20 protein-coding genes are annotated in these 21,572 nt (G+C 65.4%); 8 read left to right on the forward strand and 12 right to left on the reverse strand.

Translation table 11 applies throughout. The features are described 5' to 3' along the window. Positions 1-11 precede the first annotated feature (11 nt). Complete coding sequence (locus AC4HIX_RS14045) at positions 12-2,018, forward strand: hydantoinase/oxoprolinase N-terminal domain-containing protein (RefSeq protein WP_490399403.1); 2,007 nt, start codon at positions 12-14, stop codon at positions 2,016-2,018. Between the two features lie 151 nt (positions 2,019-2,169). On the opposite strand, the gene msrA is transcribed toward AC4HIX_RS14045, so the two are convergent. The 8 genes from msrA to ade all read right to left on the reverse strand — a co-directional run bounded on the left by msrA (position 2,170) and on the right by ade (position 9,359). Further along, positions 2,170-2,685, reverse strand: a complete 516-nt coding sequence (gene msrA, locus AC4HIX_RS14050) for a peptide-methionine (S)-S-oxide reductase MsrA (RefSeq protein ID WP_490399404.1) — start codon at positions 2,683-2,685, stop codon at positions 2,170-2,172. Beyond that, a complete protein-coding gene (msrB, locus tag AC4HIX_RS14055) occupies positions 2,682-3,131 on the reverse strand; it encodes a peptide-methionine (R)-S-oxide reductase MsrB (RefSeq protein ID WP_490399405.1) in 450 nt (149 codons plus the stop codon). The genes msrA and msrB overlap by 4 nt, the downstream gene beginning before the upstream one ends. 102 nt (positions 3,132-3,233) lie before the next feature. After that, the gene (locus AC4HIX_RS14060) at positions 3,234-3,797 is read right to left on the reverse strand and encodes a DUF4202 domain-containing protein (RefSeq protein WP_490399406.1); all 564 of its coding nucleotides are present in this window, start codon (positions 3,795-3,797) and stop codon (positions 3,234-3,236) included. 100 nt (positions 3,798-3,897) lie between these two features. Next, the gene (locus AC4HIX_RS14065; protein WP_490399407.1) at positions 3,898-4,803 is read right to left on the reverse strand and encodes a DMT family transporter; all 906 of its coding nucleotides are present in this window, start codon (positions 4,801-4,803) and stop codon (positions 3,898-3,900) included. A gap of 72 nt (positions 4,804-4,875) precedes the next feature. After that, a complete protein-coding gene (locus AC4HIX_RS14070) occupies positions 4,876-5,499 on the reverse strand; it encodes a LysE family translocator (protein WP_490399408.1) in 624 nt (207 codons plus the stop codon). A gap of 166 nt (positions 5,500-5,665) precedes the next feature. Beyond that, positions 5,666-5,953, reverse strand: coding sequence for an HU family DNA-binding protein (locus AC4HIX_RS14075; protein ID WP_008553440.1), 288 nt, complete (start codon positions 5,951-5,953; stop codon positions 5,666-5,668). 140 nt (positions 5,954-6,093) lie between these two features. Further along, positions 6,094-7,560, reverse strand: a complete 1,467-nt coding sequence (locus AC4HIX_RS14080; RefSeq protein WP_490399409.1) for an AMP nucleosidase — start codon at positions 7,558-7,560, stop codon at positions 6,094-6,096. Continuing rightward, positions 7,557-9,359: an adenine deaminase gene (gene ade, locus AC4HIX_RS14085; RefSeq protein WP_490399410.1), complete on the reverse strand. Its 1,803-nt coding sequence runs from the start codon at positions 9,357-9,359 to the stop codon at positions 7,557-7,559. The genes AC4HIX_RS14080 and ade overlap by 4 nt, the downstream gene beginning before the upstream one ends. 141 nt (positions 9,360-9,500) lie before the next feature. Between ade and AC4HIX_RS14090 the strand changes: the two genes are divergently transcribed. Then, positions 9,501-9,923, forward strand: a complete 423-nt coding sequence (locus AC4HIX_RS14090) for a VOC family protein (RefSeq protein WP_490399411.1) — start codon at positions 9,501-9,503, stop codon at positions 9,921-9,923. 83 nt (positions 9,924-10,006) lie between these two features. Continuing rightward, positions 10,007-11,197, forward strand: coding sequence for a hypothetical protein (locus AC4HIX_RS14095; protein ID WP_490399412.1), 1,191 nt, complete (start codon positions 10,007-10,009; stop codon positions 11,195-11,197). 21 nt (positions 11,198-11,218) lie between these two features. Here AC4HIX_RS14095 and AC4HIX_RS14100 read toward each other — a convergent pair whose 3' ends face one another. Next, entirely contained in the window at positions 11,219-12,178 is a 960-nt protein-coding gene (locus AC4HIX_RS14100) for a GlxA family transcriptional regulator (RefSeq protein WP_490399413.1), read from the reverse strand. A gap of 79 nt (positions 12,179-12,257) precedes the next feature. Between AC4HIX_RS14100 and AC4HIX_RS14105 the strand changes: the two genes are divergently transcribed. The 4 genes from AC4HIX_RS14105 to AC4HIX_RS14120 all read left to right on the forward strand — a co-directional run bounded on the left by AC4HIX_RS14105 (position 12,258) and on the right by AC4HIX_RS14120 (position 16,843). After that, positions 12,258-13,421: an acyl-CoA dehydrogenase family protein gene (locus AC4HIX_RS14105; RefSeq protein WP_490399414.1), complete on the forward strand. Its 1,164-nt coding sequence runs from the start codon at positions 12,258-12,260 to the stop codon at positions 13,419-13,421. A gap of 3 nt (positions 13,422-13,424) precedes the next feature. Further along, positions 13,425-13,721, forward strand: a complete 297-nt coding sequence (locus tag AC4HIX_RS14110; protein WP_490399415.1) for an Rdx family protein — start codon at positions 13,425-13,427, stop codon at positions 13,719-13,721. Positions 13,722-13,964: 243 nt separating this feature from the next. Further along, entirely contained in the window at positions 13,965-15,995 is a 2,031-nt protein-coding gene (locus AC4HIX_RS14115; protein WP_490399416.1) for an acetate--CoA ligase family protein, read from the forward strand. 50 nt (positions 15,996-16,045) lie between these two features. After that, positions 16,046-16,843, forward strand: coding sequence for a carnitinyl-CoA dehydratase (locus AC4HIX_RS14120; RefSeq protein WP_490399417.1), 798 nt, complete (start codon positions 16,046-16,048; stop codon positions 16,841-16,843). Positions 16,844-17,069: 226 nt separating this feature from the next. Here the strand turns inward: AC4HIX_RS14120 and AC4HIX_RS14125 are convergent, their stop codons facing one another. Continuing rightward, positions 17,070-17,705, reverse strand: a complete 636-nt coding sequence (locus AC4HIX_RS14125; RefSeq protein ID WP_490399418.1) for a class I SAM-dependent DNA methyltransferase — start codon at positions 17,703-17,705, stop codon at positions 17,070-17,072. Positions 17,706-17,779: 74 nt separating this feature from the next. Here AC4HIX_RS14125 and AC4HIX_RS14130 point away from each other — a divergent pair, with 74 nt between their 5' ends. Then, positions 17,780-18,649 (forward strand): SDR family oxidoreductase, encoded by an 870-nt coding sequence (locus AC4HIX_RS14130; protein ID WP_490399419.1) that lies wholly within the window; start codon positions 17,780-17,782, stop codon positions 18,647-18,649. A 59-nt stretch (positions 18,650-18,708) separates the two neighbouring features. Here AC4HIX_RS14130 and dxs read toward each other — a convergent pair whose 3' ends face one another. Together dxs and AC4HIX_RS14140 are read right to left on the reverse strand one after the other, a co-directional pair. Continuing rightward, positions 18,709-20,637, reverse strand: a complete 1,929-nt coding sequence (gene dxs, locus AC4HIX_RS14135) for a 1-deoxy-D-xylulose-5-phosphate synthase (protein WP_490399420.1) — start codon at positions 20,635-20,637, stop codon at positions 18,709-18,711. Positions 20,638-20,687: 50 nt separating this feature from the next. Beyond that, positions 20,688-21,572, reverse strand: a complete 885-nt coding sequence (locus tag AC4HIX_RS14140) for a polyprenyl synthetase family protein (RefSeq protein WP_490399421.1) — start codon at positions 21,570-21,572, stop codon at positions 20,688-20,690.

Below are 21,572 nucleotides of genomic sequence, written 5' to 3' on the forward strand. Positions count from 1 at the left end.
GAGGGCTGGGCATGGCGCTGTTGCTGGGAGTGGACACGGGCGGAACCTATACCGATGCGGTGCTGATCCGCGACGAGAAGGAGGTGATCGCCTCGGCCAAGTCGCTGACCACGCGGCAGGATCTGGCGATTGGCGTTGGCGGCGCGATCCGGGCGGTGCTGGAGCAGTCCGGAGTGAAGCCGGAGGACGTGTCGCTGGCAGCGTTGTCCACCACTTTGGCCACCAATGCGCTGGTCGAGGGGCAGGGCGGCCGGGTGGCGCTGATCTATATCGGGTTTGCCGAGGCTGATCTGGACCGGCACGGGCTGAAGGATGCCCTGAAGGGCGATCCGGCACTGGTGCTGGCGGGCGGCCATACCCATGCGGGCAGCGAGGCGGCGCCCTTGGATGTGGAGGCGCTGGAGATGTTTCTGCGCACCGAGGGGCAGGGGGTGACGGGCTTTGCCGTGGCCGGTGTCTTTGCCACCCGCAACCCGGCGCATGAGATGGAGGCCGCGCGGGTCATTCATGAGCTGACCAGCGCGCCGGTCACCTGCTCGCACCAGCTGTCGGCCAAGCTGAACGGGCCCAAGCGGGCGGTGACGGCGGTTTTGAATGCGCGTCTGATCGGGATGATCGACCGGCTGATCGGCCGGGCGCAGGACACGCTGCGCGATCTGGGCATCGAGGCGCCGATGATGGTGGTGCGCGGCGACGGGGCGCTGATGAGCGGTGAACAGGCGCGGGAGCGGCCGATTGAAACCATTCTGTCGGGACCTGCGGCCTCGATCGTGGGGGCGCGCTGGATGACCGGTGTGGAGCATGCGCTGGTCAGCGACATCGGCGGCACCACCACCGATGTGGCGCTGATCCGGGACGGCAAGCCGGCGATTGACCCGGCCGGTGCCCGGGTCGGCGAGTTCCGCACCATGGTCGAGGCGGTGGCGATGCGGACCACCGGTCTCGGCGGTGACAGCCAGGTGCATCTGAACACCAGCGGCCTGTCTGGGGGGCTGACCCTGGGGCCGCGACGGGTGGTGCCGGTCTCGCTGATAGCCACGGATGCGCCGGAGGTGGTGCATGCGGCGCTGGACGAACAGCTGCGCAATACAACGGTGGGCGAGTTCGACGGGCGTTTCGTGCGGGCGGTGCCGGGGGTGCCGGTGGCGGGGCTGAGCGAGCGCGAGGCCGGGCTGCTGGCGCGGATCGGGATGCAGGTGCACCCGCTGGGAAGCATTCTGCGGACCCGGATGGAGCACGGCTCGCTGAACCGGCTGGTGGACCGCGGGCTGGTGCAGGTGTCTGGAGTGACGCCTTCGGACGCGAGCCATGTGCTGGGCCGGGTCGCTGCCTGGGACCGGGAGGCGGCGGAGAAGGCGCTGACCCTCTTTGCCCGCCGCCGGGTGGGCAGCGGCGACATGGCGGCAAAGGATGCGGAAACGATGGCGCAGATGATCATCGATCAGCTGACTGAACAGACCGCTTTGACCTTGTTACAGTCTGCCTTTGCCGAGGAAGCCGAGAGCTTTGGCCTGCCGGAACGGGAACTGGCGCGGCATGTGCTGCTGCAAAAGGGCCTTGCCCGGCACCGTGGCCTGCTGGCGCTGGATGCCTCTATGAATGTGGATGTGGTGGGTCTGGGGGCCTCGGCGCCCAGTTACTACCCGGCGGTGGGGGAGCGGCTGCATTGCAACATGATCCTGCCGGAACACGCAGGCGTGGCGAATGCCATTGGTGCGGTTGTGGGCCGGGTCACCATGCGGCGCAGCGGCACCGTGACGTGCCCTGCGGAGGGCAAGTACCGGGTGCATCTGGAGAGCGGGCCGGTGGATTACCAGGCATCAGACGAGGCGCTGGCGGCGCTGGAGGCGGCGCTGGCGGGTGAGGCCCGCGGTGCGGCGGAGGACGCTGGCGCCGAAGACATCCATGTGCATGTGGAGCGGGACATCCGCACGGCGCAGGTGGAATCGCGTGAAGTGTTCGTCGAAGGCACGTTGACGGTGGAGGCCAGCGGCCGGCCGCGGGTGGCGCACGCCTAGGCGTCCTGGGCTGTGAAGCGGGTTTTCCGGGAAAACCCGCTGCCTCCGGCGGGGATATTTCTGGCCAGAAGAAGCACGGACGCTTGCTGCAGATCTGACATGTGAAAAGCTCCGCCGGAGTACGGCGGGGCTGAAAGCGCTTGGTTAGGGCCTATTCCGCGGCGGCGCCGCGTTTGGGCAGCACCCAGTCGGGGCGCGGGAAATGGCAGGTATAGCCGGTGGGCAGCCGCTGCAGGTAGTCCTGGTGCTCCGGCTCCGCTTCCCAGAAATCGCCCGCAGGCTCGACCTCGGTCACCACCTTGCCGGGCCAGATGCCGGAGGCGTCGACGTCGGCGATGGTGTCCTCGGCCACCGCCTTCTGGGTGTCGTCCACGTAGTAGATCGCCGAGCGGTAGCTCATGCCGATGTCATTGCCCTGGCGGTTCACGGTGGTCGGGTCATGGATCTGGAAGAAGAACTCCAAGAGTTCCCGGTAGGAGGTGACGGCGGGGTCGAAGACGATCTCGATCCCTTCGGCATGGGTGCCGTGGTTCTTGTAGGTGGCGTTGGGCACGTCGCCGCCAGTATAGCCGACGCGGGTGCTGATGACGCCTGGGCGCTTGCGGATCAGTTCCTGCATGCCCCAGAAACAGCCGCCTGCCAGGACTGCGCGTTCGGTGGTGCTCATTTCACGGTCTCCACTTGGTTGATGTAGGCGCCATAGCCCTCGGCCTCCATGTCGTCCAGATGCACGAAGCGCAGGGAGGCGGAGTTGATGCAGTAGCGCAGGCCGCCGCGGTCCATCGGGCCGTCGGGGAAGACATGGCCCAGGTGGCTGTCGCCATGGGTGGAGCGGACCTCGGTGCGGATCATGCCGAGGCTGCGGTCCTCCAGTTCCTGGATATGGGCAGATTCGATGGGCTTGGTGAAACTGGGCCAGCCGCAGCCCGATTCATACTTGTCCGAAGACGCAAACAGCGGCTCGCCCGAGACGATGTCGACATAGATGCCCGGCTCCTTGTTGTGGAGCAGCTTGCCGGTGCCGGGGCGTTCGGTGCCCGCGTTCTGGGTCACATAGAACTCTTCCTCGGAGAGGGCGGCAATGGCGTCCGGGTTCTTGAAATATCTGGTCATGGTGTCCTCCCGCCTGTTCGCGTTTGGTGCAGAACATGGGGTCTGGATGCGCAAATGCAAAGCCCTGTTACAGGCGGCTCGCAAAGCCGTGTGCGGGGGTGCTCAGGCGGCGAAGGCGCCGGCCAGGTCGCCGGGCAGGTCGAATTCCCGCAGCACCCGGGCGCGAGCCTCCGCCGACATCTTCCGGGCGGTCTTCTCGACGATGCGCTGCACCTTGTCCGCCGGATGCTTGGCGGCGAAGGGGGCGAAATACCACTTGAGGAAGACAAAGCAGATGATGTCCTCCAGCGCCTGCACCTGATCGTCGCGCTTGATGCCTTCCTTACGCAGCATCTTGGCGGCGGCTTCCGTATCCGTGGCGCCATAGCCTGCGTCCTGCATCAGGGAGGTGACCACGTCGGCGTGATGCACAGCCTCGGCCTTGCGCCAGGCGAGATAGCCGGCCCGGCCTTCGGGGAAGGCATCGCGGGCGAGCTTCCAGCGTTCCACATGCTGGCCGCGGGCGGCGATCTGCAGCACTTCGGGGGCGTCCGGGAACAGGCGTTGCTGCTCCTGGCTCATCCGCTGGCCATAGAGCAGCGCGGCAGGCTGGCCGTCTTCCAGGGTTGGGTCCAAAGCGTTGGCGGCGTCGATCGCTTCCAGAACCTGGGTCAGTTGCGCGCTCATGCGGCGTCCTCCTGTTGGGGTCTTGCCGGTCAGGTTAAGCCGTAAACACGAGGGGTTGCAACGGGCCGCGGGCGCCAGGCCCAAGGGCCGGGGGCGGGCGTCAGCCCGGCTTTGCCGCGCGGGAGAGCTCCGTTTTGCGCCGGTTGGCCTGGCGGGCCAGCTGAACGGCCAGAATGCCGCCGGTGACGATGGCGACTCCCAGCAGATCGAGCGGCCCCAGTTTTTCGCCGAGCAGCACGCTGGCGATGGCCACGCCGAACACCGGGTTCAGAAAGTGGAACGTGGCGGCGCGCACCGCGCCGATGCGGTTCAAGAGCAGCACCCAGATGAAGGTGGCCGTCAGCCCCGGCACGATCGTGGTGTAGGCAAAGGCCAGCGCCAGCGGCCAGGTGGGGTTCACGAAAATCTCCTCGGTCAGCGGCGCCGCCACGAACAGCACCGCCGAGCCGATCAGCATTTGCAGGCCCACAACCATCATGAAATTGCCACCAGAGGTGGCGCCGCGCAGGGCAAGGGTGGCAGTGGTCAGCGCCAGCACGCCAATGACGCAGAGGAGAACGCCTAGCAGGTCGACACCGGCGCTGAGCCGTGTGCCCATGATCAGCGCGACGCCCAGGATGCCCGCCGCCAGCCCGGCATAGCCCAGCGGCCGCAGCCGTTCGCCGAACAGGGCCCAGCCCGCCAGCGCCACCAGCAGCGGCATGGTGGAGGCGATGATGGCGGCCAGCGAGGCCTCGATCCATTGCATGGCGACGAAGTTCAGGCCGAGGTAGAGCGCATTCTGGCAGATGCCGAATATCACCGTGGCGCGCCACTGGCCCGGAGTCAGCCGCCAGGTCTGCCCCATGGCGCGGGCGATGGCGACGCCGATCAGGCCGGAAATCAGGAAGCGGACTGCCAGGGAGAACAGCGGGGAGGCATCCTGAACGATGATCCGCGCCGAAGTGAAGGCGGAGGACCACATTAGGGCAAAGGCCAGCCCCATGGCAATAGCGCGCGCATCCATCGTGAATTCCTTTCTCCCGCGGCGGACCTTCGGGGAATTGAGAGGGGAGATCAAGCCGGGCTGGACAATGGCTCAGCTGAGCCGGGCCGCCAGGATCTGCCAGCTGGCGGCGCCAAAGGCGGCGGCAAAGACCGTCTCGAACCCGCGGCGCAGGCGGAGGTAGATGCGGCTGGCGGTGCTGCTGGAGAACAGCATCGCGTAGCCGTGGAAGATCAGGGTGCTTTGCACCGCGATGGCGGCGATCACCACCAGCAAGGCCGAAGGTTCCGTGCCGGGCGGGATGCCGATGGCGTAGAGAGAGCCGAAGAACAGAATGGCCTTGGGGTTGGTCAGATGAAGCGCCAGCCCCTTGGCATAGGCGGCGCGCAGCGACGGTGCGGCCGAGGGGAGCAGTTCCGGGGCGCCGGAGCGCAGCGCGGAGCGGGCCGAGCGAAGGGCCAGATACATCAGATAGCCCCCACCGAGATAGCGGACGGCTTCGAACATCCAGGCATTGGCCAGCATAACGGCACCAAGCCCGAAGGCGGCGGAAACCGACCAGATCAGCGAGCCGCTGCTGACGCCGGCGGCCAGTTCCAGCCCGGCGGCGCGGCCGCGCTGCATGGAGGTGCCGGCAATGGTCAGCGTTGCAGGCCCGGGGCTGGCGCCGGCCAGCAGTGCAGCACCCAGGATCAGAAGCAGATTGACGTTTTCCATGGTGCGGCTCCCTTGCGGTTTGGCGGCAGGGTGCGCCTCTGGACGGGCGTTTGCAATCCGGAACACTGCGGTGGCGGACGAACCGTCAGTCGGAGCGGGCGGCCCATGCAAAAGAAAAGGGCCGCCCGCGGGGGCAGCCCTGAAACCGTCCGGAAGTTGTCCGGTATCAGCCGTTGACGCTGTCTTTCAGCGCTTTGGCGATGGTCATCTTGACCACCTTGTCGGCTTCCTTGGTGAACTTCTCACCGGTGGCCGGGTTGCGCACTTCGCGCTCGGGGCGCTCACGGCAGTAGATCTTGCCGACGCCCGGCAGGGTCACGGCACCGCCGCCCGACACTTCGCGGGTGATCAGCGAGCAGACCGCTTCCAGCGCAGAACCTGCAGTTTTCTTGTCACTGCCCATTTCCTCGGCCAGTGCGGCTACAAGCTGGGTTTTGGTCATCGGTTTGGACATTCTTCGTCTCCTTAAAGCTGCCCGAACTGTGGGGCCTCATCGCGAGACATTATCGTTATGTTGTATGGTAACACAACTTCTTGTGTGCTCCACATAAGGCAAAACAGGCATTTTTTCCCGGAAAACAGCGAAAATCAGCCTTAAAGGAAGGCGGTTTCGTCGAACGAGCGCAATTTCCGGCTGTGCAGCCGCTCCAAAGGCATGCCGCGCAATCGCTCCATTGCTCTTATGCCGATTTGCAGGTGGCGTGCAACCTGGGTCCGGTAAAAGTCCGACGCCATGCCCGGCAGTTTCAGCTCGCCGTGCAGCGGCTTGTCTGAGACGCAGAGCAGCGTGCCGTAGGGCACCCGAAAGCGGTAGCCGTTGGCGGCGATGGTGGCGCTTTCCATATCCAGCGCGATGGCGCGGGACTGGGACAGGCGCTGCACCGGGCCGGACTGGTCGCGCAGCTCCCAATTACGGTTGTCGATGGTGGCGACGGTGCCGGTGCGCATGATCCGCTTGAGGTCGAAGCCTTCGTATTCGGTGATCTCCGCCACCGCTTCCTCCAGCGCGACCTGGATTTCCGCCAGCGCCGGGATCGGGGTCCATATCGGCAGGTCATCGTCCAGAACGTGATCCTCGCGCAGGTAGCCGTGGGCAAGGACGAAGTCCCCCAGCGCCTGTGTGTTCCGCAACCCTGCGCAATGGCCGACCATTAGCCAGGCGTGCGGGCGCAGCACCGCGATATGGTCGGTGGCGGTCTTGGCGTTGGAGGGGCCGACGCCGATGTTGACCAAGGTGATGCCGTTCCCGTCTTCCCGCTTGAGGTGGTAAGTGGGCATCTGCGGCAGCTTGGCGATCTCCGGGATTTCAGCCGAAGGGTCGGTGATCTCATGATCGCCGGTGCTGACAAAGCTGGTGTAGCCGGAATTGGGATCCGCCAGCTGGGCGCGGGCATAGGCCTCGAACTCTGCCACGTAGAACTGGTAGTTGGTGAACAGAACGTGGTTCTGGAAATGCTCGGCGCTGGTGGCGGTGTAGTGGGTCAGCCGGGCCAGTGAGTAGTCGATGCGCTGGGCGGTGAACAGCGACAGCGGGCCGGTGCCGTTGGCGGGCTGATGGGTGCCGTTGACGATGTCATCGTTGGTGGTCGACAGGTCCGGCACGTCAAAGACGTCGCGCAGGGTGAAGCCGGCGGCGCCGTCCTGGGGCACCGTCAGGTCCGGGCGCGAGGCGACCGCAAAATGCACCGGGATCGGGGTGTCAGAGACGCCGATGATCACCGGCTGGCCGTGGTTGCGGATCAAGAGGCCGATCTGCTGGATCAGGTAATTGCGGAACAGGTCCGGCCGCGTCACTGTGGTGGCATAGGTGCCGGGCGCAGAGACATGGCCAAAGCTGAGGCGGCTGTCCACCTGGGCGAAGGTCAGGGTGGAAAAGCGGATCTCCGGGTAGAAGGCGCGGATGCGCTGGTTGTCCGGCGCGCCGTCGGCCATCGCGCGGGAGAATTCCTCGCAGATGAAACCGGTGGCCTGCCGGTAGAGCAGCTCCAGCCGGTCGACGGCCTCGGTTGCGTCGTTGAAGCTTTCGTCCGGCGGGTGGCCGGGATGTTTTGTTGTTATCATCGCGCGGGCTCGATTACCGGAATTTTCTGGAAGGTGCGGACGTCGACAAGGCCCAGGTCGGAGATCCTGAGTTCCGGGATCACCACCAGCGCCAGCAGCGAATGCTGCATATAGGCGTTGTTGAGGTTGCAGCCGCAGGCCTGCATCGCCTCGACCATCTGCTGCGCCTTGGCGGCGACCTCGGTGGCGGGGCTGTCGGACATCAGGCCGGCAATCGGCAGTTCGACCAGGGCCAGTTCCTCGCCGTCCTTGAAGAGCGTGATGCCGCCGCCCGCTTCGGCCAGGCGGTTGGCGGCCAGCGCCATCTGCGCGCGGTCGGTGCCGACCACGATCATGTGGTGGCTGTCATGCGCCACGGTGGAGGCCATTGCCATCTTGCCGCTGTAGCCGAAGCCGGAGACAAAGGCGTTGGTGACGCCGCCGGTGGCGCGGTGGCGCTCGACCAGGGCGATCTGGCAGACGTCACTAGTGCCCTCGACCAGCCCGTCCACCACCGGCAGTTCCGCCCGCAGCGCCTTGGTCGGGGCCTGGTTCTCGACCACGCCGATCACGTTGGCGGTGACGGCATTGGCGCCTTCGGGGGCGGCGAGTTCGAAGTCCCTGGCGCTCAGCTCATGGCCCAGGTGCACGGTGCCGCGGGCGCTGGCGGGCCAGTTGTAATGCGGGCATTCGACCTTGATAGAGCCTGATTCCGCCACGATCTGCCCGCGGGCAATCACCACTTCGATGGGCAGTTCGCGCAGATCTGAGGTCAGGATCACATCGGCGCGCCGTCCCGGGGTGATGGAGCCGATCTCGCGCTCCAGCCCGAAATGGGTGGCGGTGTTGATCGTCGCCATCTGCAGGGCAACCACCGGGTCGCAGCCGCAGGCAATCGCATGGCGCACCACCCGGTTCATGTGGCCGTCGTTGACCAGCGTGCCGGAGTGGCAGTCATCGGTGCAGAGGATGAAGTTGCGCGGATCCAGCCCTTTCTCCGTGACGGCAGTGATCTGGCTTTCGACGTCATACCAGGCAGAGCCCAGCCGCATCATCGACCGCATCCCCTGGCGCACCCGGGCAATGGCGTCGGCCTCGCAGGTGCCCTCGTGGTCGTCCGCCGGCCCGCCGGCCACATAGGCGGCGAAATCCGGGCCTAAATCAGGGGAAGCGTAGTGGCCGCCCACGGTCTTGCCCGCGCGCTGGGTGGCGGCGATTTCGGCCAGCATCTTGGGGTCGGCATTGGCGACGCCGGGGAAGTTCATCATCTCGCCCAGTCCGATGATGCCGGGCCAGTTCATCGCCTCGGCGACGTCTTCGGCAGAGATTTCATAGCCGGTGGTTTCCAGCCCGGGCGCAGAAGGCGCGCAGGAAGGCATCTGGGTGAAGATGTTGACCGGCTGCATCAGCGCCTCGTCATGCATATAGCGCACGCCGTCCAGACCCAGCACATTGGCGATCTCATGCGGGTCGGTGAACATCGAGGTGGTGCCGTGCGGAATCACCGCGCGGGCGAACTCTGCCGGGGTCAGCATGCCGCTTTCGATATGCATGTGGGCATCACACAGGCCGGGGATCATGTAACGGCCGTTTGCCTCGATGATCTGTGTGTCAGGCCCGATGCAATAGGAGGCATCCGGCCCGGCATAGGCGATGCGCCCGGCCTTGATTGCAATATCATGGCCTGGCAGCTGCTCGCGGGTGTGGACGTTGACCCAGATCCCCTGCCGGATCACCGTATCGGCCGGCGCGCGGCCGGCTGCTACGTCAATCAATTGCGGGGCGGTGTCGGGCCAGCTCGGAAAATTGTTTTCTGACATAATCCAATTGTTCCGATTGCGGGCGGGAAGGCAAGCGGATTGCTTGCATTGCCATCAAAGCTTCATCGTCGCGGTGGAAAGGCGCCGAAGGCTGACGCATTTGGCATTGCCGGAGGGCGGCGGCTGGGAAAGACTGCGGGCATGGATTATGAGACAACAGATGCGGACAGTTTCGGCCGCTCCCTGCGCGGGATCGGTCTCAATCTTCTGGTGCGCGATGTTCTAGCTGAAGTTTCCTTTTTAGAGACTGTTTTTGCCATGAAAGGCCATCAGGTGACGCAGGATTTTGCCATCGTTACCTATGGCAGTCAGGTGTTTCAGCTGCACAGTGACGGCACCTATGCGGAAAACCCGCTGCTGGGTCTGCTGCCGGAAAACCCGCCGCGCGGGGCCGGTATCGAGATCCGCCTGTATGACAGCGATCCGGATGAGGCCGTGGCGCGGGCGCAGGCGGCGGGGTTCACCGTTCTACAGCCGCCAACGGACAAGCCGCACGGCTTGCGCGAGGCCTGTATCCTGTGCGGAAACGGCTATGCCTGGGTGCCCAGCCGGCCCAAAGTGTAAGCGGCGGAAGTTCCTCCCCTTTCGCCGGAACGTTGGCCGGTCCATGCTGGGCGGAACCATTTGGATGCCGCGAGGGACCGCTGATGCACGCCATTGCCGATACAACCGCCCTGGTCGAGGAGGGGGTTCTGACCCCGGATCAGGCCCGCACCATAGAGGCGCGCTCGCGCGAGGTGATGGTGTCGCTGGCGGTAAATGCGATCCTGTGTTTCGGGATCATCGCCGCCACCGCCGGCTTCATCTTCTGGCTGGCCGATCCGCTGGCGGTGGCCGTCACTGGCATCCTGATGCTGGGCGGCGGGCTGGCGGTGCTGGCGCGCGGCGGCGAGATGCTGCGGATGTTCGGCAATTCCGCTGTCCTGATCGGCGCGGGGATGCTGATGGGCGGCGCCTCGATCGAGCTGGTGGACAAATACGAGGATATCGCCGGCTGGGTAATGGTGCCTGCCGGTGCGCTGGTGGCGCTGATCTGCACCTGGCGCTGGCGGCACGGGGCCTGGTCCACGGGGTTTGTGCTGGGAGCGATCCTGCTGATGGGGCTGGCGATGCATCTGGCGGGCATCGAGCTGCTGCTGCAGCAGTACGGCATCGGCTCGCCGCTGCGCAACCTGGCGCTGCTCTATTACGCGGCGGCGCTGGCCCTGGCCGGCTGGCAGGTGGATGTGCGTTTTGTCACCGCGCTGGCGATTGCGCCCTTTGCCCAGATGCTGGAGACCGGCACCAGCTATTTCCACGCGGCCTATGTGTTCTATTCGCCGGAATCGACGCTGACGATCCTGCAGATGGTGGTGCTGATCGTGCTGTGCGTCTGGGGCGCCTCCCGGCTGGCAGAGCGCGACGCCCGGCACCTGCGCATTCTGGCGATCCTGGGGTTTGTGGTTGCGAACCTTTGCGCGCTGGTTGGCTCCCTGTGGGGCGATGTGGTGGGCGAAACCGTCTGGGGGCCGGGCCGCTACAGCGATGGCTACGAGGACTGGGAAGCCTATGCGGCCGCACGCGATACCTTCCGCGACAGTGCACTGTTCATTTCTGAGAATGTCTATTCCGTGCTGTGGGCGGCGGTGCTGGCCGCAGTGATCTTTTGGGCGGCACAGCGGCACCAGCGCGGGCTGTTCAACGCGGCGCTAACCTTTGCGGCGATCCATGCCTACACGCAGATGTTCGAGTCTTTCGCAGATGAGCCGCTGGCCTATGTGATTGGCGGGCTGGCCGCGATCCCGCTGGCCTGGGGGTTGTGGCGGCTGAATTTGTGGATGGCCGCCAAGCAGGGTTAACGGTGGGCGGAATCGCCCACCCTACGCAGGGTGGGTAATTTGACCACCGCTGCGCAAAGTTCTGGGCGTTACACCAAACTCCGCCTTGAAGGCCCGGGTCAGCGCGCTGGGGTCGTCGTAGCCGCAGCGCAGGGCAATCTCCGAGACGCTTAAAACAGTCTCTAACACAAGCTTTCTCGCCTGTATCAGCCGCAGCCGCCGGTAAACCGCCTGCGGTGTCGCGCCGAGTTCGGCTTTCATCCGCGCCTCCAGGTCCTTCTGGCTGCGGCCCGCTTTCCTGGCCACGGCAGCAATCGGCAACGGCGCCTCCAGATTGGCCTGCATCACCGCAACCGCACGGGCCACGGATTTGCCGCGCACCAATATCGGGTCCTGGGTTTCGGTCGCCTCGGGTGCCATGAACAGTGTGGCAACCTCCAGCCGCAGGGCTGCTCCGTGCTGCTCGCCGATCAGCTCCATCATGGTGTCAAAGGCCGCAAGAGCGCCAGTGCAGGTGAAGCGGTTGCCGTCCCAGACCTGCCGCGCGCGCTCGGCTTGCACATCTGGAAAGGCCTCCGTGAAGCGGTCCAGCTCCTCCCAGTGGATGGTGGCGCGCTTGCCGTCCAGCAGCCCGGCTGCGGCCAGCAGCCAGGCACCGGTGTCGAAACCGGCCATAGCCTCATACCGCCGCGCCGCGGACTTCAGCGCCCGGGCGGTTGTCACAGTGGCATGGCGCAGAAAATCGTAGGAGGGCATCGCAATCAGCAGATCGCCGCTGCAATCGCCCAGCGTCCCATGCGCCCGAACCTCCATGCCCGAGGAGGATACAGCAGGCCCGCCATCCAAGGTCAGGAACCGCCAGGCATAGACCCGCCGCCCGGCGAAAGTGTTGGCGGCGCGCAGCGGCTCTACTGTGTTGGCCAGGCAATGGGCCGAGAAGGCATCAAACAGCAGCACATCCAATTGCTGCGTTGCAGCGGTATCTTTTGTCCAACTTCGCATGATTTTGTCTATCCCTGCATGATAGGTGCCGGCAAGCGGCGTATTCTGATCCGCAACAGATTTGCGAAGGAACACCGCCATGCAGTTCGGGATGACCGAAGAACAGTCGATGATCGTGGAGACCACCCGCGCCTTTGTGGAAAAGGAGCTCTATCCGCATGAGGCGGAGATTGAGCGCACCGGCCATCTGGATATGGACGTGATCCGCGACGTGCAGAAGAAGGCGATGGAAGCAGGGCTTTACGCGGCCAACATGCCGGAGGAAGTGGGCGGTGCCGGCCTCGATACCCTGACCTGGCTGATGTACGAAAAGGAACTGGGCCGCGCCAACTATGCGCTGCACTGGACCGGCGTCGCGCGGCCGTCGAACATCCTGCTGGCGGGCACCGAGGAGCAGAAGGAGAAATACCTGTTCCCCTGCATGAAGGGCGAGAAATGGGACTGCCTGGCGATGACTGAGCCGGACGCGGGCTCCGACCTGCGCGGCATGAAGGCGACCGCGCGCCAGGATGGTGATGACTGGATCCTGAACGGCACCAAGCATTTCATCAGCCACGCGGACATTGCCGACTTTGCCATCTGCTTCATGGCGACCGGGGTCGAGGACACACCGCGCGGGCCGAAGAAGAAGATCACCGCCTTCTTTGTCGACAAGGGCACGCCGGGGTTTGAGGTGCGTGACGGTTACGGCAACGTCAGCCACCGCGGCTACACCAACGCGGTGCTGGAGTTCGACGACTGCCGCCTGCCGTCCTCGGCCATTCTGGGCGAGGTCGACAAGGGGTTCGAGGTGGCCAACACCTGGCTGGGCGCCACCCGCCTGCAAGTGGCCGCCACCTGTCTGGGCCGGGCTGAGCGCGCGCTGGAACACTCGATCAGCTACGCCGCCGAGCGCAAGCAGTTCGGCCAGCAGATCGGCAAGTTCCAGGGCATCTCATTCAAGCTCGCCGACATGGCGCTGGAGCTGAAGGCGGCGAACCTGCTAACTTGGGAAGCCGGCTGGAAGTTTGACCAGGGCACCGTCACCGAGAGCGACATGTCGATGGCCAAGCTGAAGGCAACCGAGATGCTAGCGATGGTGGCCGATGAGGCGATCCAGATCCACGGAGGCATGGGCCTGATGGATGAGCTGCCGCTGGAACGCATCTGGCGCGACGCGCGGGTGGAGCGTATCTGGGAAGGCACCAGTGAAATCCAGCGGCACATCATCAGCCGCGAGATGCTGCGCGCCGTCGGAGGCTGATCCATGACCCGATCCGGGAAACCAATTGTGACCATTAGCTACTGCACCGGCTGCAACTGGCTGCTGCGGGCGGGCTGGATGGCGCAGGAGCTGCTGCAGACCTTCCAGGACCAATTGGGCGGGGTGACACTGGTTCCCGGAGATTTGGGCGGGATCTTTGAGATCCATGTTGACGAGGAGCTGGTCTGGGAACGCAAACGGGACGGCGGCTTTCCGGATGTGAAAGAGCTGAAAACCCGCGTGCGAGACCGGATTGACCCGGACCGGGATCTGGGCCATCTCGACCGGCCGGCACCTTGAAACCCAGCAGTTTTTTCGCCTTCGGCGAGGATATTTGAAGGCCAGAAGAAGAATGAAACCAGATCCAGCCCCCGGAGGGCAGCGCCGAAACCGGGGGCCTTCTCCTGGCGCGGTCATCGGCGTCCCCGCCTGTACCGCGCAACCACGGTTGCCGATCCTGGTTAATGAAACCCTACGCTTCTTCTGGCTGAAAATATCCCCGCCGGAGGCTCCCGAACTCTCAACCAGCGGAACCGCTAGAAAATGACACGCGACCTTTCCCGCCTCTTCCGCCCCAAGTCCATCGCTGTCATCGGCGGCGGCGCATGGTGCCGCCTGGTGATCGAGCAATGCCAGAAGATGGGGTTTAACGGCACTATCTGGCCCATCCACCCAAAGGCCGAAGTGGTCGCGGGCTTGCCTGCCTTCAAGGACGTGGACAGCCTGCCGGAGGCGCCAGATGCGGCCTTCATCGGGGTGAACCGCTTCGTCACCATCGAGGTGGTGCGGGGGCTTTCGGCGCGCGGTGCCGGGGGGGCAGTGTGCTTTGCTTCCGGTTTCCTGGAGGCCGCCGCTGAGGATGCCGAGGGCGCGGACCTTCAGACGCAGCTCTTGGAAGCGGCAGGCGACATGCCCTTCCTCGGCCCTAACTGCTATGGCTTCATCAACTACCTGGACGGCGCACTGCTGTGGCCGGATCAGCATGGCGGAGCGCGAGCGGAGAAGGGCGTGGCGCTGGTCACCCAAAGTTCCAACATTGCGATCAACCTGACCATGCAGAAACGCGGCCTGCCGGTGGCCTATGTTGTGACCGCGGGCAACCAGGCGCAATCGGGCATTGCTGCAATTGGCGAGGCGCTGCTGGAAGACGACCGTGTCACCGCGCTGGGCCTGCATATCGAGGGCTTTGGCGATCTGCGCGCGTTTGAGGCGCTGGCCGCCCGGGCCCGCGAACTGGGCAAGCCGATTATCGCTTTGAAGGTCGGTAAATCGGCCGAGGCCCAGGCCGCAACTGTTTCTCATACCGCCTCGCTTGCAGGCGGCGACGCGGGGGCCGGGGCTTTGCTCTCACGCCTTGGCATTCCGCGTCTTGATGACCTGCCGTCCTTTCTGGAGACGCTGAAGCTGTTGCATGTGACGGGGCGTCTGCCCTCGAACCGCATCGCCACCATCAGCTGCTCTGGAGGGGAGGCAAGCTTGGCCGCAGACACCGGCCACGCGCGGGGGGTGGAGTTCCCGCCCCTGAACGTGCGCCAGAAAACGGATCTGCGGGAGGCGCTTGGCCCGATGGTGGCACTGGCGAACCCGCTCGACTACCACACATATATCTGGCGCGATGCCGAGGCGATGACCCGGGCGTTTGCGGCGATGATGGACCCGCAGCTGGCGATGACCTTGCTGATCGTCGATTTCCCGCGTGGCGACCGCTGCGATGCGTCGGACTGGGAATGCGCGATCCAGGCCGCCATCGGCTCGCACGAGCGGACGGGGGCCAACGTCGGTCTGGTGGCGACTTTGCCCGAATTGCTGCCGGAGGATGTGGCGGCCCGGCTGATGGACGCGGGGGTGGTTCCATTTGCCGGCCTCAGCGAGGCCATCGCCGCCTGCGAGGCCGCCAGCCTGCCGCTGCCGGATGCGCCGGCACCGCTGTTGCTGCCGACACCAGCCGTGGACCCTGACCTGGTGCCGGAGGCCGAGGCTAAGTGGCAATTGGCAAGTTACGGTCTGCGCGTTCCGCGCTCCAAACGGGCGGCGTCTGCCACCAATGCCCGCGCGGTGGCAGTGGATGTCGGCTTCCCGGTGGTGCTGAAGGGCGAGGGCGTTGCGCACAAGACCGAGGCAGGCGCCGTGGCTTTGAACCTGAACTCCGGGCAGGAGGTGAGCGATGCCGCCTTCAACATGCCCGCCTCGCGCTTTCTGGTTGAGGAATTGGTCACCGGTGCGGTCGCGGAGCTGCTGATCGGCGTGGTCAAGGATCCGGCGCATGGCTTTGTCATGACCTTGGCAGCGGGCGGCACCCTGACCGAGCTGATGGAGGACAGCGCCTCCTTCCTGCTGCCGGCTTCGGATTCGGAAATCGAAACCGCACTGAAATCTCTGCGCATGGCGAAGCTGCTGGATGGCTACCGCGGCGCCCCGGCGGCGGACCGGGAGGCGGTCCTGCGCGCCATCCGTGCGGTGGAAGCCTATGTGATGGAAAATGCCCTGGGCCTGGAAGAGATCGAGATCAACCCGCTGCTCTGCACGCCTTCGGATGCGGTGGCGGCGGATGCGCTGATGCGCCGGAAATACTGAGGCTTCGGCCTGGACAAGGAACGGCATGACCCATGCCAGGAGGAGACGACATGAGTGAAAGCCCAGAGAACAGCCCTGTGAAAACCCGCCGCGACGGCGCCATTCTGGAAGTGACGCTGGACCGGCCCAAGGCCAACGCCATCGACCTGCAGACCAGCCGGGTGATGGGCGAGGTGTTCCGTGATTTCCGCGATGATCCGGAACTTCGGGTGGCGATCCTGACCGGCGGCGGCGAGAAGTTCTTTTGCCCCGGCTGGGACCTGAAGGCGGCGGCTGACGGCGATGCGGTGGATGGCGATTACGGCGTCGGCGGTTTCGGCGGGCTGCAGGAGCTGCGCGATATGAACAAGCCGGTGATCGCCGCCGTGAACGGCATCGCCTGCGGCGGCGGTCTGGAGCTGGCGCTGTCGGCGGACATGATCATCGCCGCCGGTCATGCGACCTTTGCGCTGCCGGAGATCCGCTCGGGCACCGTGGCGGATGCGGCCAGCGTGAAGCTGCCCAAGCGCATCCCGTATCACATTGCGATGGAGCTGCTGCTCACGGGGCGCTGGTTCGATGCCGAGGAGGCCCACCGCTGGGGCCTGGTGAATGAGATCGTGGCAGCGGATCAGCTGATGGACCGGGCCTGGGAACTGGCGCGTCTTTTGGCCTCCGGCCCGCCGCTGGTCTATGCGGCGATCAAGGAGATCGTGCGCGACGCCGAGGACAGCAAGTTCCAGGATGCGATGAACCGGATCACGCAGCGCCAGCTCAAGACGGTGGATGTGCTCTATGGTTCCGAGGACAACCTGGAAGGCGCCCGCGCCTTTGCCGAGAAACGCGATCCGGTCTGGAAAGGCCGTTGACGAGGTTCTCCCGCCTGCTGCGGGGCATCCAATGATGCCCCTGCACAGTTGGGCCCGGCGCCGCGCTTCGCGCGGCGTTACCTTTTTGCTGAGAAGCTCTTGAGGAGCAGGTTTGCTCCTCAAGAAGCCTAGCCGATTGTGTGACCCGCCATCGCCGCCTCAAGGGCAAGCCGCGCGTGCCGCGCGGAGGCTGCGCCTCCCTTGACACGGCGAAAGCGGAACAGTGCTACGCCTTCTGGAACAGAGCAATCAGGGCGGTGTCGTCCTTATGCGGCCCGGTGGCGCGCGGGCCATTGATGCGCAGCTCCGGCAGGGTGAGGCTCTTGATCCATTGACCGCTGAGCAGCCGGTCAAAGGCGTCGGCAAATCCTGCCTTTTCATAGAACCGGGTATTCACCGACAGCGCAAACCAGGCAGCGGGAGCGGCCGCGCGCAGCAGGGCGGGCAGCACTTCGGGGCCCAGGTGGCCGTGGGTAAAAGTGCCCGAAGACACCACCCCGCGGTACGAGCTGCGCGGAACCGGGATTCCTTCCAGCAGGTCGGCCTCGATCACGTCGCGGTAGGCATCCTTGCGCAGGGCTTCGGCCAGCATCGCAGCGCTGATGTCGGTGGCGTCGACGGGTTCTACCCCATACGTCCGCAAAGCTTGCCCGCAGAGGCCGGTGCCGGCACCCACGTCCAGAACCGGGCCGGTTCCCCCGGCATCGGCAAATGCCTTGGCAGTCAATCCGGGCAGGAGGTAGTCCTGCCCGGCGGCGAAATCCTGATCGTATGAGCCGGCCCAGTCCCTGTACAGCCGTTTGGAATCGGCAGGTGTGTGCAGGGCGTAGGCGTCTGAAAGTCCCGGTTTCCGATTGTCCATGGCGGTCATGAAAAGGCGGAAGGAGATTCGAATCAACCCTTGCGCCCCGGGCGCGGCCAACGCATCTAGGAGACATGGAGAAAACGCTGCTTTGTCTTGGATTTGGCTATACCGCACGGGCGCTTGCACGGCATCTGCCTGCTGAGGGCTGGCGGATCATCGGCACCTCGCGCGAACCGGTCGAGGCTGACGGGGTGGAGATGATCACCTGGCCAGCGCAGGAGGTGCCGCTGGATGGCGTGACCCATATTCTGGATTCCATCGGCCCCAATGCAGAGGGCGACCCGGTGATGGCGGCGATGGGGAGCAGGATTGCCGCGGCTCCCGATCTGGAATGGGTAGGCTACCTATCCACCACAGCTGTCTACGGGCACCACGATGGCGCCTGGGTGGATGAAGACACGCCTGTGACACCCTCCAGCCAGCGCGGCGACTGGCGCGCCCTGGCGGAGGCGCAATGGCAGGCCATTCCAGGCCTGCCGCTGCATATCTTCCGCCTGGCCGGCATCTACGGCCCCGGCCGCGGCCCCTTTGCCAAGCTGATGGCGGGCAAGGCGCGGCGGATCATCAAGCCGGGGCAGGTGTTTTCCCGCATCCATGTGGACGACATCGCCCAGGTGCTTGCGGCCTCCATCGCGCAACCGTGCTCCGGTGCCATCTATAACGTCTGCGATGACGACCCGGCCCCGCCGCAGGATGTGCTGGGCCATGCCGCCGAGCTGCTGGGCTTGCCAGTGCCGGCCGAGGTGCCCTTTGACGAGGCCGGCATGACGCCGATGGCGCGCAGTTTCTATGGCGAGAACAAGCGGGTCAGGAACCGGCGCATCAAGGATGAGCTGGGGGTGGAACTGCTCTACCCGACCTATCGCGAGGGGCTTAGGGCGGTGCTGGAGGCCGAGGATATGGAGAGCTTTGTGCCGCCAGCCGAGCCGCCGGGAGTGTGACATCAGTCAGCCGTGGCACTTGCGCCCCGGCCTACGGCTAACCCCTGGTGACGGGCACCTTAAGCCCGCTTTTCCCCAATCGTCGCCACGCCCAGAACCTCCAGCACCTTGGCCTCGATCTGCGGCGCGTTCATCGCTGCGGTCTCATACATATCCGCCGGGCTGGCCTGATCAATGAACGTGTCAGGCAGCACCATGGAACGGTACTTGAGGCCGCTGTCGAACACGCCCTCTTCCGCCAGCAGCTGCGCCACGTGGGAGCCGAAGCCGCCCACCGCGCCTTCCTCGATGGTGATCAGCGCCTCGTGATCGGCGGCAAGCTGCAGGATCAGGTCCCGGTCCAGCGGCTTGGCAAAGCGGGCGTCGGCGATGGTCGGCGTGATGCCCTTGGCGGCGAGCGATTCTGCCGCCTTTTTGACCTCGCCCAAACGGGTGCCAAAGGACAGGAGCGCAACGCGTTTGCCCAGCTGGATCATCCGGCCCTTGCCGATCTCCAGCACCTCCGGGGTGTCGGGCATCTCGACGCCTTCGCCCTCGCCGCGCGGGTAGCGGAAGGCGATGGGGCCGTCGTCATGTGCGGCGGCGGTGGCGACCATATGGACAAGCTCGGCCTCGTCAGCGGCGGCCATCACCACCATGCCGGGCAGGTTGGACATGAAACCGATGTCGAAACTGCCGGCGTGGGTGGCGCCGTCAGCACCGACCAGACCGGCCCGGTCGATGGCAAAGCGGACCGGCAGGCGCTGGATTGCCACGTCATGCACCACTTGGTCATAGCCGCGCTGCAGGAAGGTGGAGTACATCGCGCAGAACGGCTTCATGCCGCCCGCGGCCAGCGCTGCAGCAAAGGTGACGCCGTGCTGTTCGGCAATGCCGACGTCAAAGCAGCGCGAGGGGTAGCGTTCGGCCATCAGGTTTAGGCCGGTGCCATCGGGCATCGCCGCGGTGACGGCACAGATCTTGTCGTCCTTGGCGGCGTGCTTCACCAGCTCATTGCCGAAGACAGAGGTGTAGGAGGGCGCGTTGGAGGGCGCCTTCCTCTGCTCGCCGGTCACCATATCGAACTTGGCGGTGGCATGGCCCTTGTCGCGGGCGCGTTCGGCGGGGCCGTAGCCCTTGCCTTTCTTGGTCAGCACGTGGATCAGGATCGGGCCGGTGGCGCGGGCCTTGACCGTGCGCAGGACCGGCAGCAGCTGGTCCATGTCGTGGCCGTCGATGGGGCCGAGGTAGGAAAATCCAAGCGCCTCGAACATCGTGCCGCCGACCGCCATGCCCTTGAGCATGTCCTTGGCGCGTTTGGCGCCCTCGCGGAAGGGTTCCGGCAGCAACGAGACGGCACCCTTGGCGGCGGCCTTCAGCTCCTGGAAGGGTTCGCCCGCGTAAAGGCGGGACAGGTACGACGACAGCGCGCCCACTGGCGGGGCAATCGACATCTCGTTGTCGTTCAGGATCACGAACAGCCGCTTGCCCAGATGGCCTGCGTTGTTCATCGCCTCAAACGCCATGCCGGCCGACATCGAGCCGTCGCCGATCACCGCGATGGCGTCGCCGTTGCCCTCGGGGATCACGCCGCCCAGGTCGCGCGCCACGGCAAAGCCAAGCGCGGCGCTGATCGAAGTGGAACTGTGGGCGGCGCCGAAGGGGTCATAAGGCGACTCGGAGCGTTTGGTGAAGCCGCTGAGCCCGTCCTTCATCCGCAGGGTGCGGATGCGGTCGCGGCGCCCGGTCAGGATCTTGTGCGGGTAGCACTGGTGGGAGACGTCCCAGATCACCTTGTCGCGCGGGGTGTCGAATACCGCGTGCAGGGCGGTGGTCAGCTCCACCACACCAAGGCCCGCGCCGAGGTGGCCGCCGGTGACGGAAACCGCGGAAATGGTTTCCTGCCGCAGCTCGTGGGCCACCTGCACCAGCTGGGCATCCGTCAGCCTCTTCAGATCCGCGGGGCGCGTGATCTGGTCCAGAAGCGGGGTCTTGGGCCGGTCGGGCATGGTGTCTCCTTGGGCTGCGCCGGGCAGGGTGCGGGGCGTGGCGCGCGGGGTTAGCTGTCGCGCGCAATAACGAAACGCGCGGCTTCCTTCAAGGTTTCAGCCTTTGCGCCATAATGTGACAACGCGGCGCAAGCCTCGCCGCACAGCGCGTTTGCGCGGGCTTTCGCTTCTTCCAGACCCAGCAGCGAGACAAAGGTCGCCTTGCCGGCGTCGGCGTCCTTGCGCACGGCTTTGCCGACCTTGGCGGCATCGCCTTCCACATCCAAGATGTCGTCAGCGATCTGGAAGGCAAGGCCAAGGGCGAGTGCGTATTGCCGCAGCGGTGCGGGGTCGGCGCCCGCCAAAACGGCGCCGGCCGTGGCGGACCATTCGATCAGGCAGCCGGTCTTGCGGCCTTGCAGCCTGGTGATCTGGTCCAGCGTCAGCGGTTCGGCAGCACTTTCCGCTGCTATATCAAGCATCTGGCCAGACACCATACCGTCCTTGCCGGAGGATTGCGCCAGATCGCGGATCAGGGTCAGCGCATGGGGGCCAACCTTGGGGTTTGCCAGCAGTTCAAAGGCGAAGGTTTGCAGGCTATCGCCTGCCAGCACCGCCATTGCCTCATTCCATTTCCGGTGCACGGTCGGCTGGCCGCGGCGCAGGTCATCGTCGTCCATGCAGGGCAGATCGTCATGCACCAGGGAATAGGCGTGGATGCATTCTATGGCGAGCGCCGCCTCGATGGCTGCGTCTTGCGGGACGCCGTGCAGACGGGCGCTTTCCAGCACCAGAAAGCCGCGCAGCATCTTGCCGCCGGTGATGGCGTAGCGCATGGCGGCGTGCAGTTCGTCACTTCCTGCCAGCCGCAGCTCCGTATGCGCGGTGATGCGGGTCTGTGCGTCTTTCAGCGCCTCTGCAAAGGGGCGCGTTTGGGTGTCTGCGGCGGCGGTCAT

Source organism: Leisingera sp. (assembly GCF_982940295.1).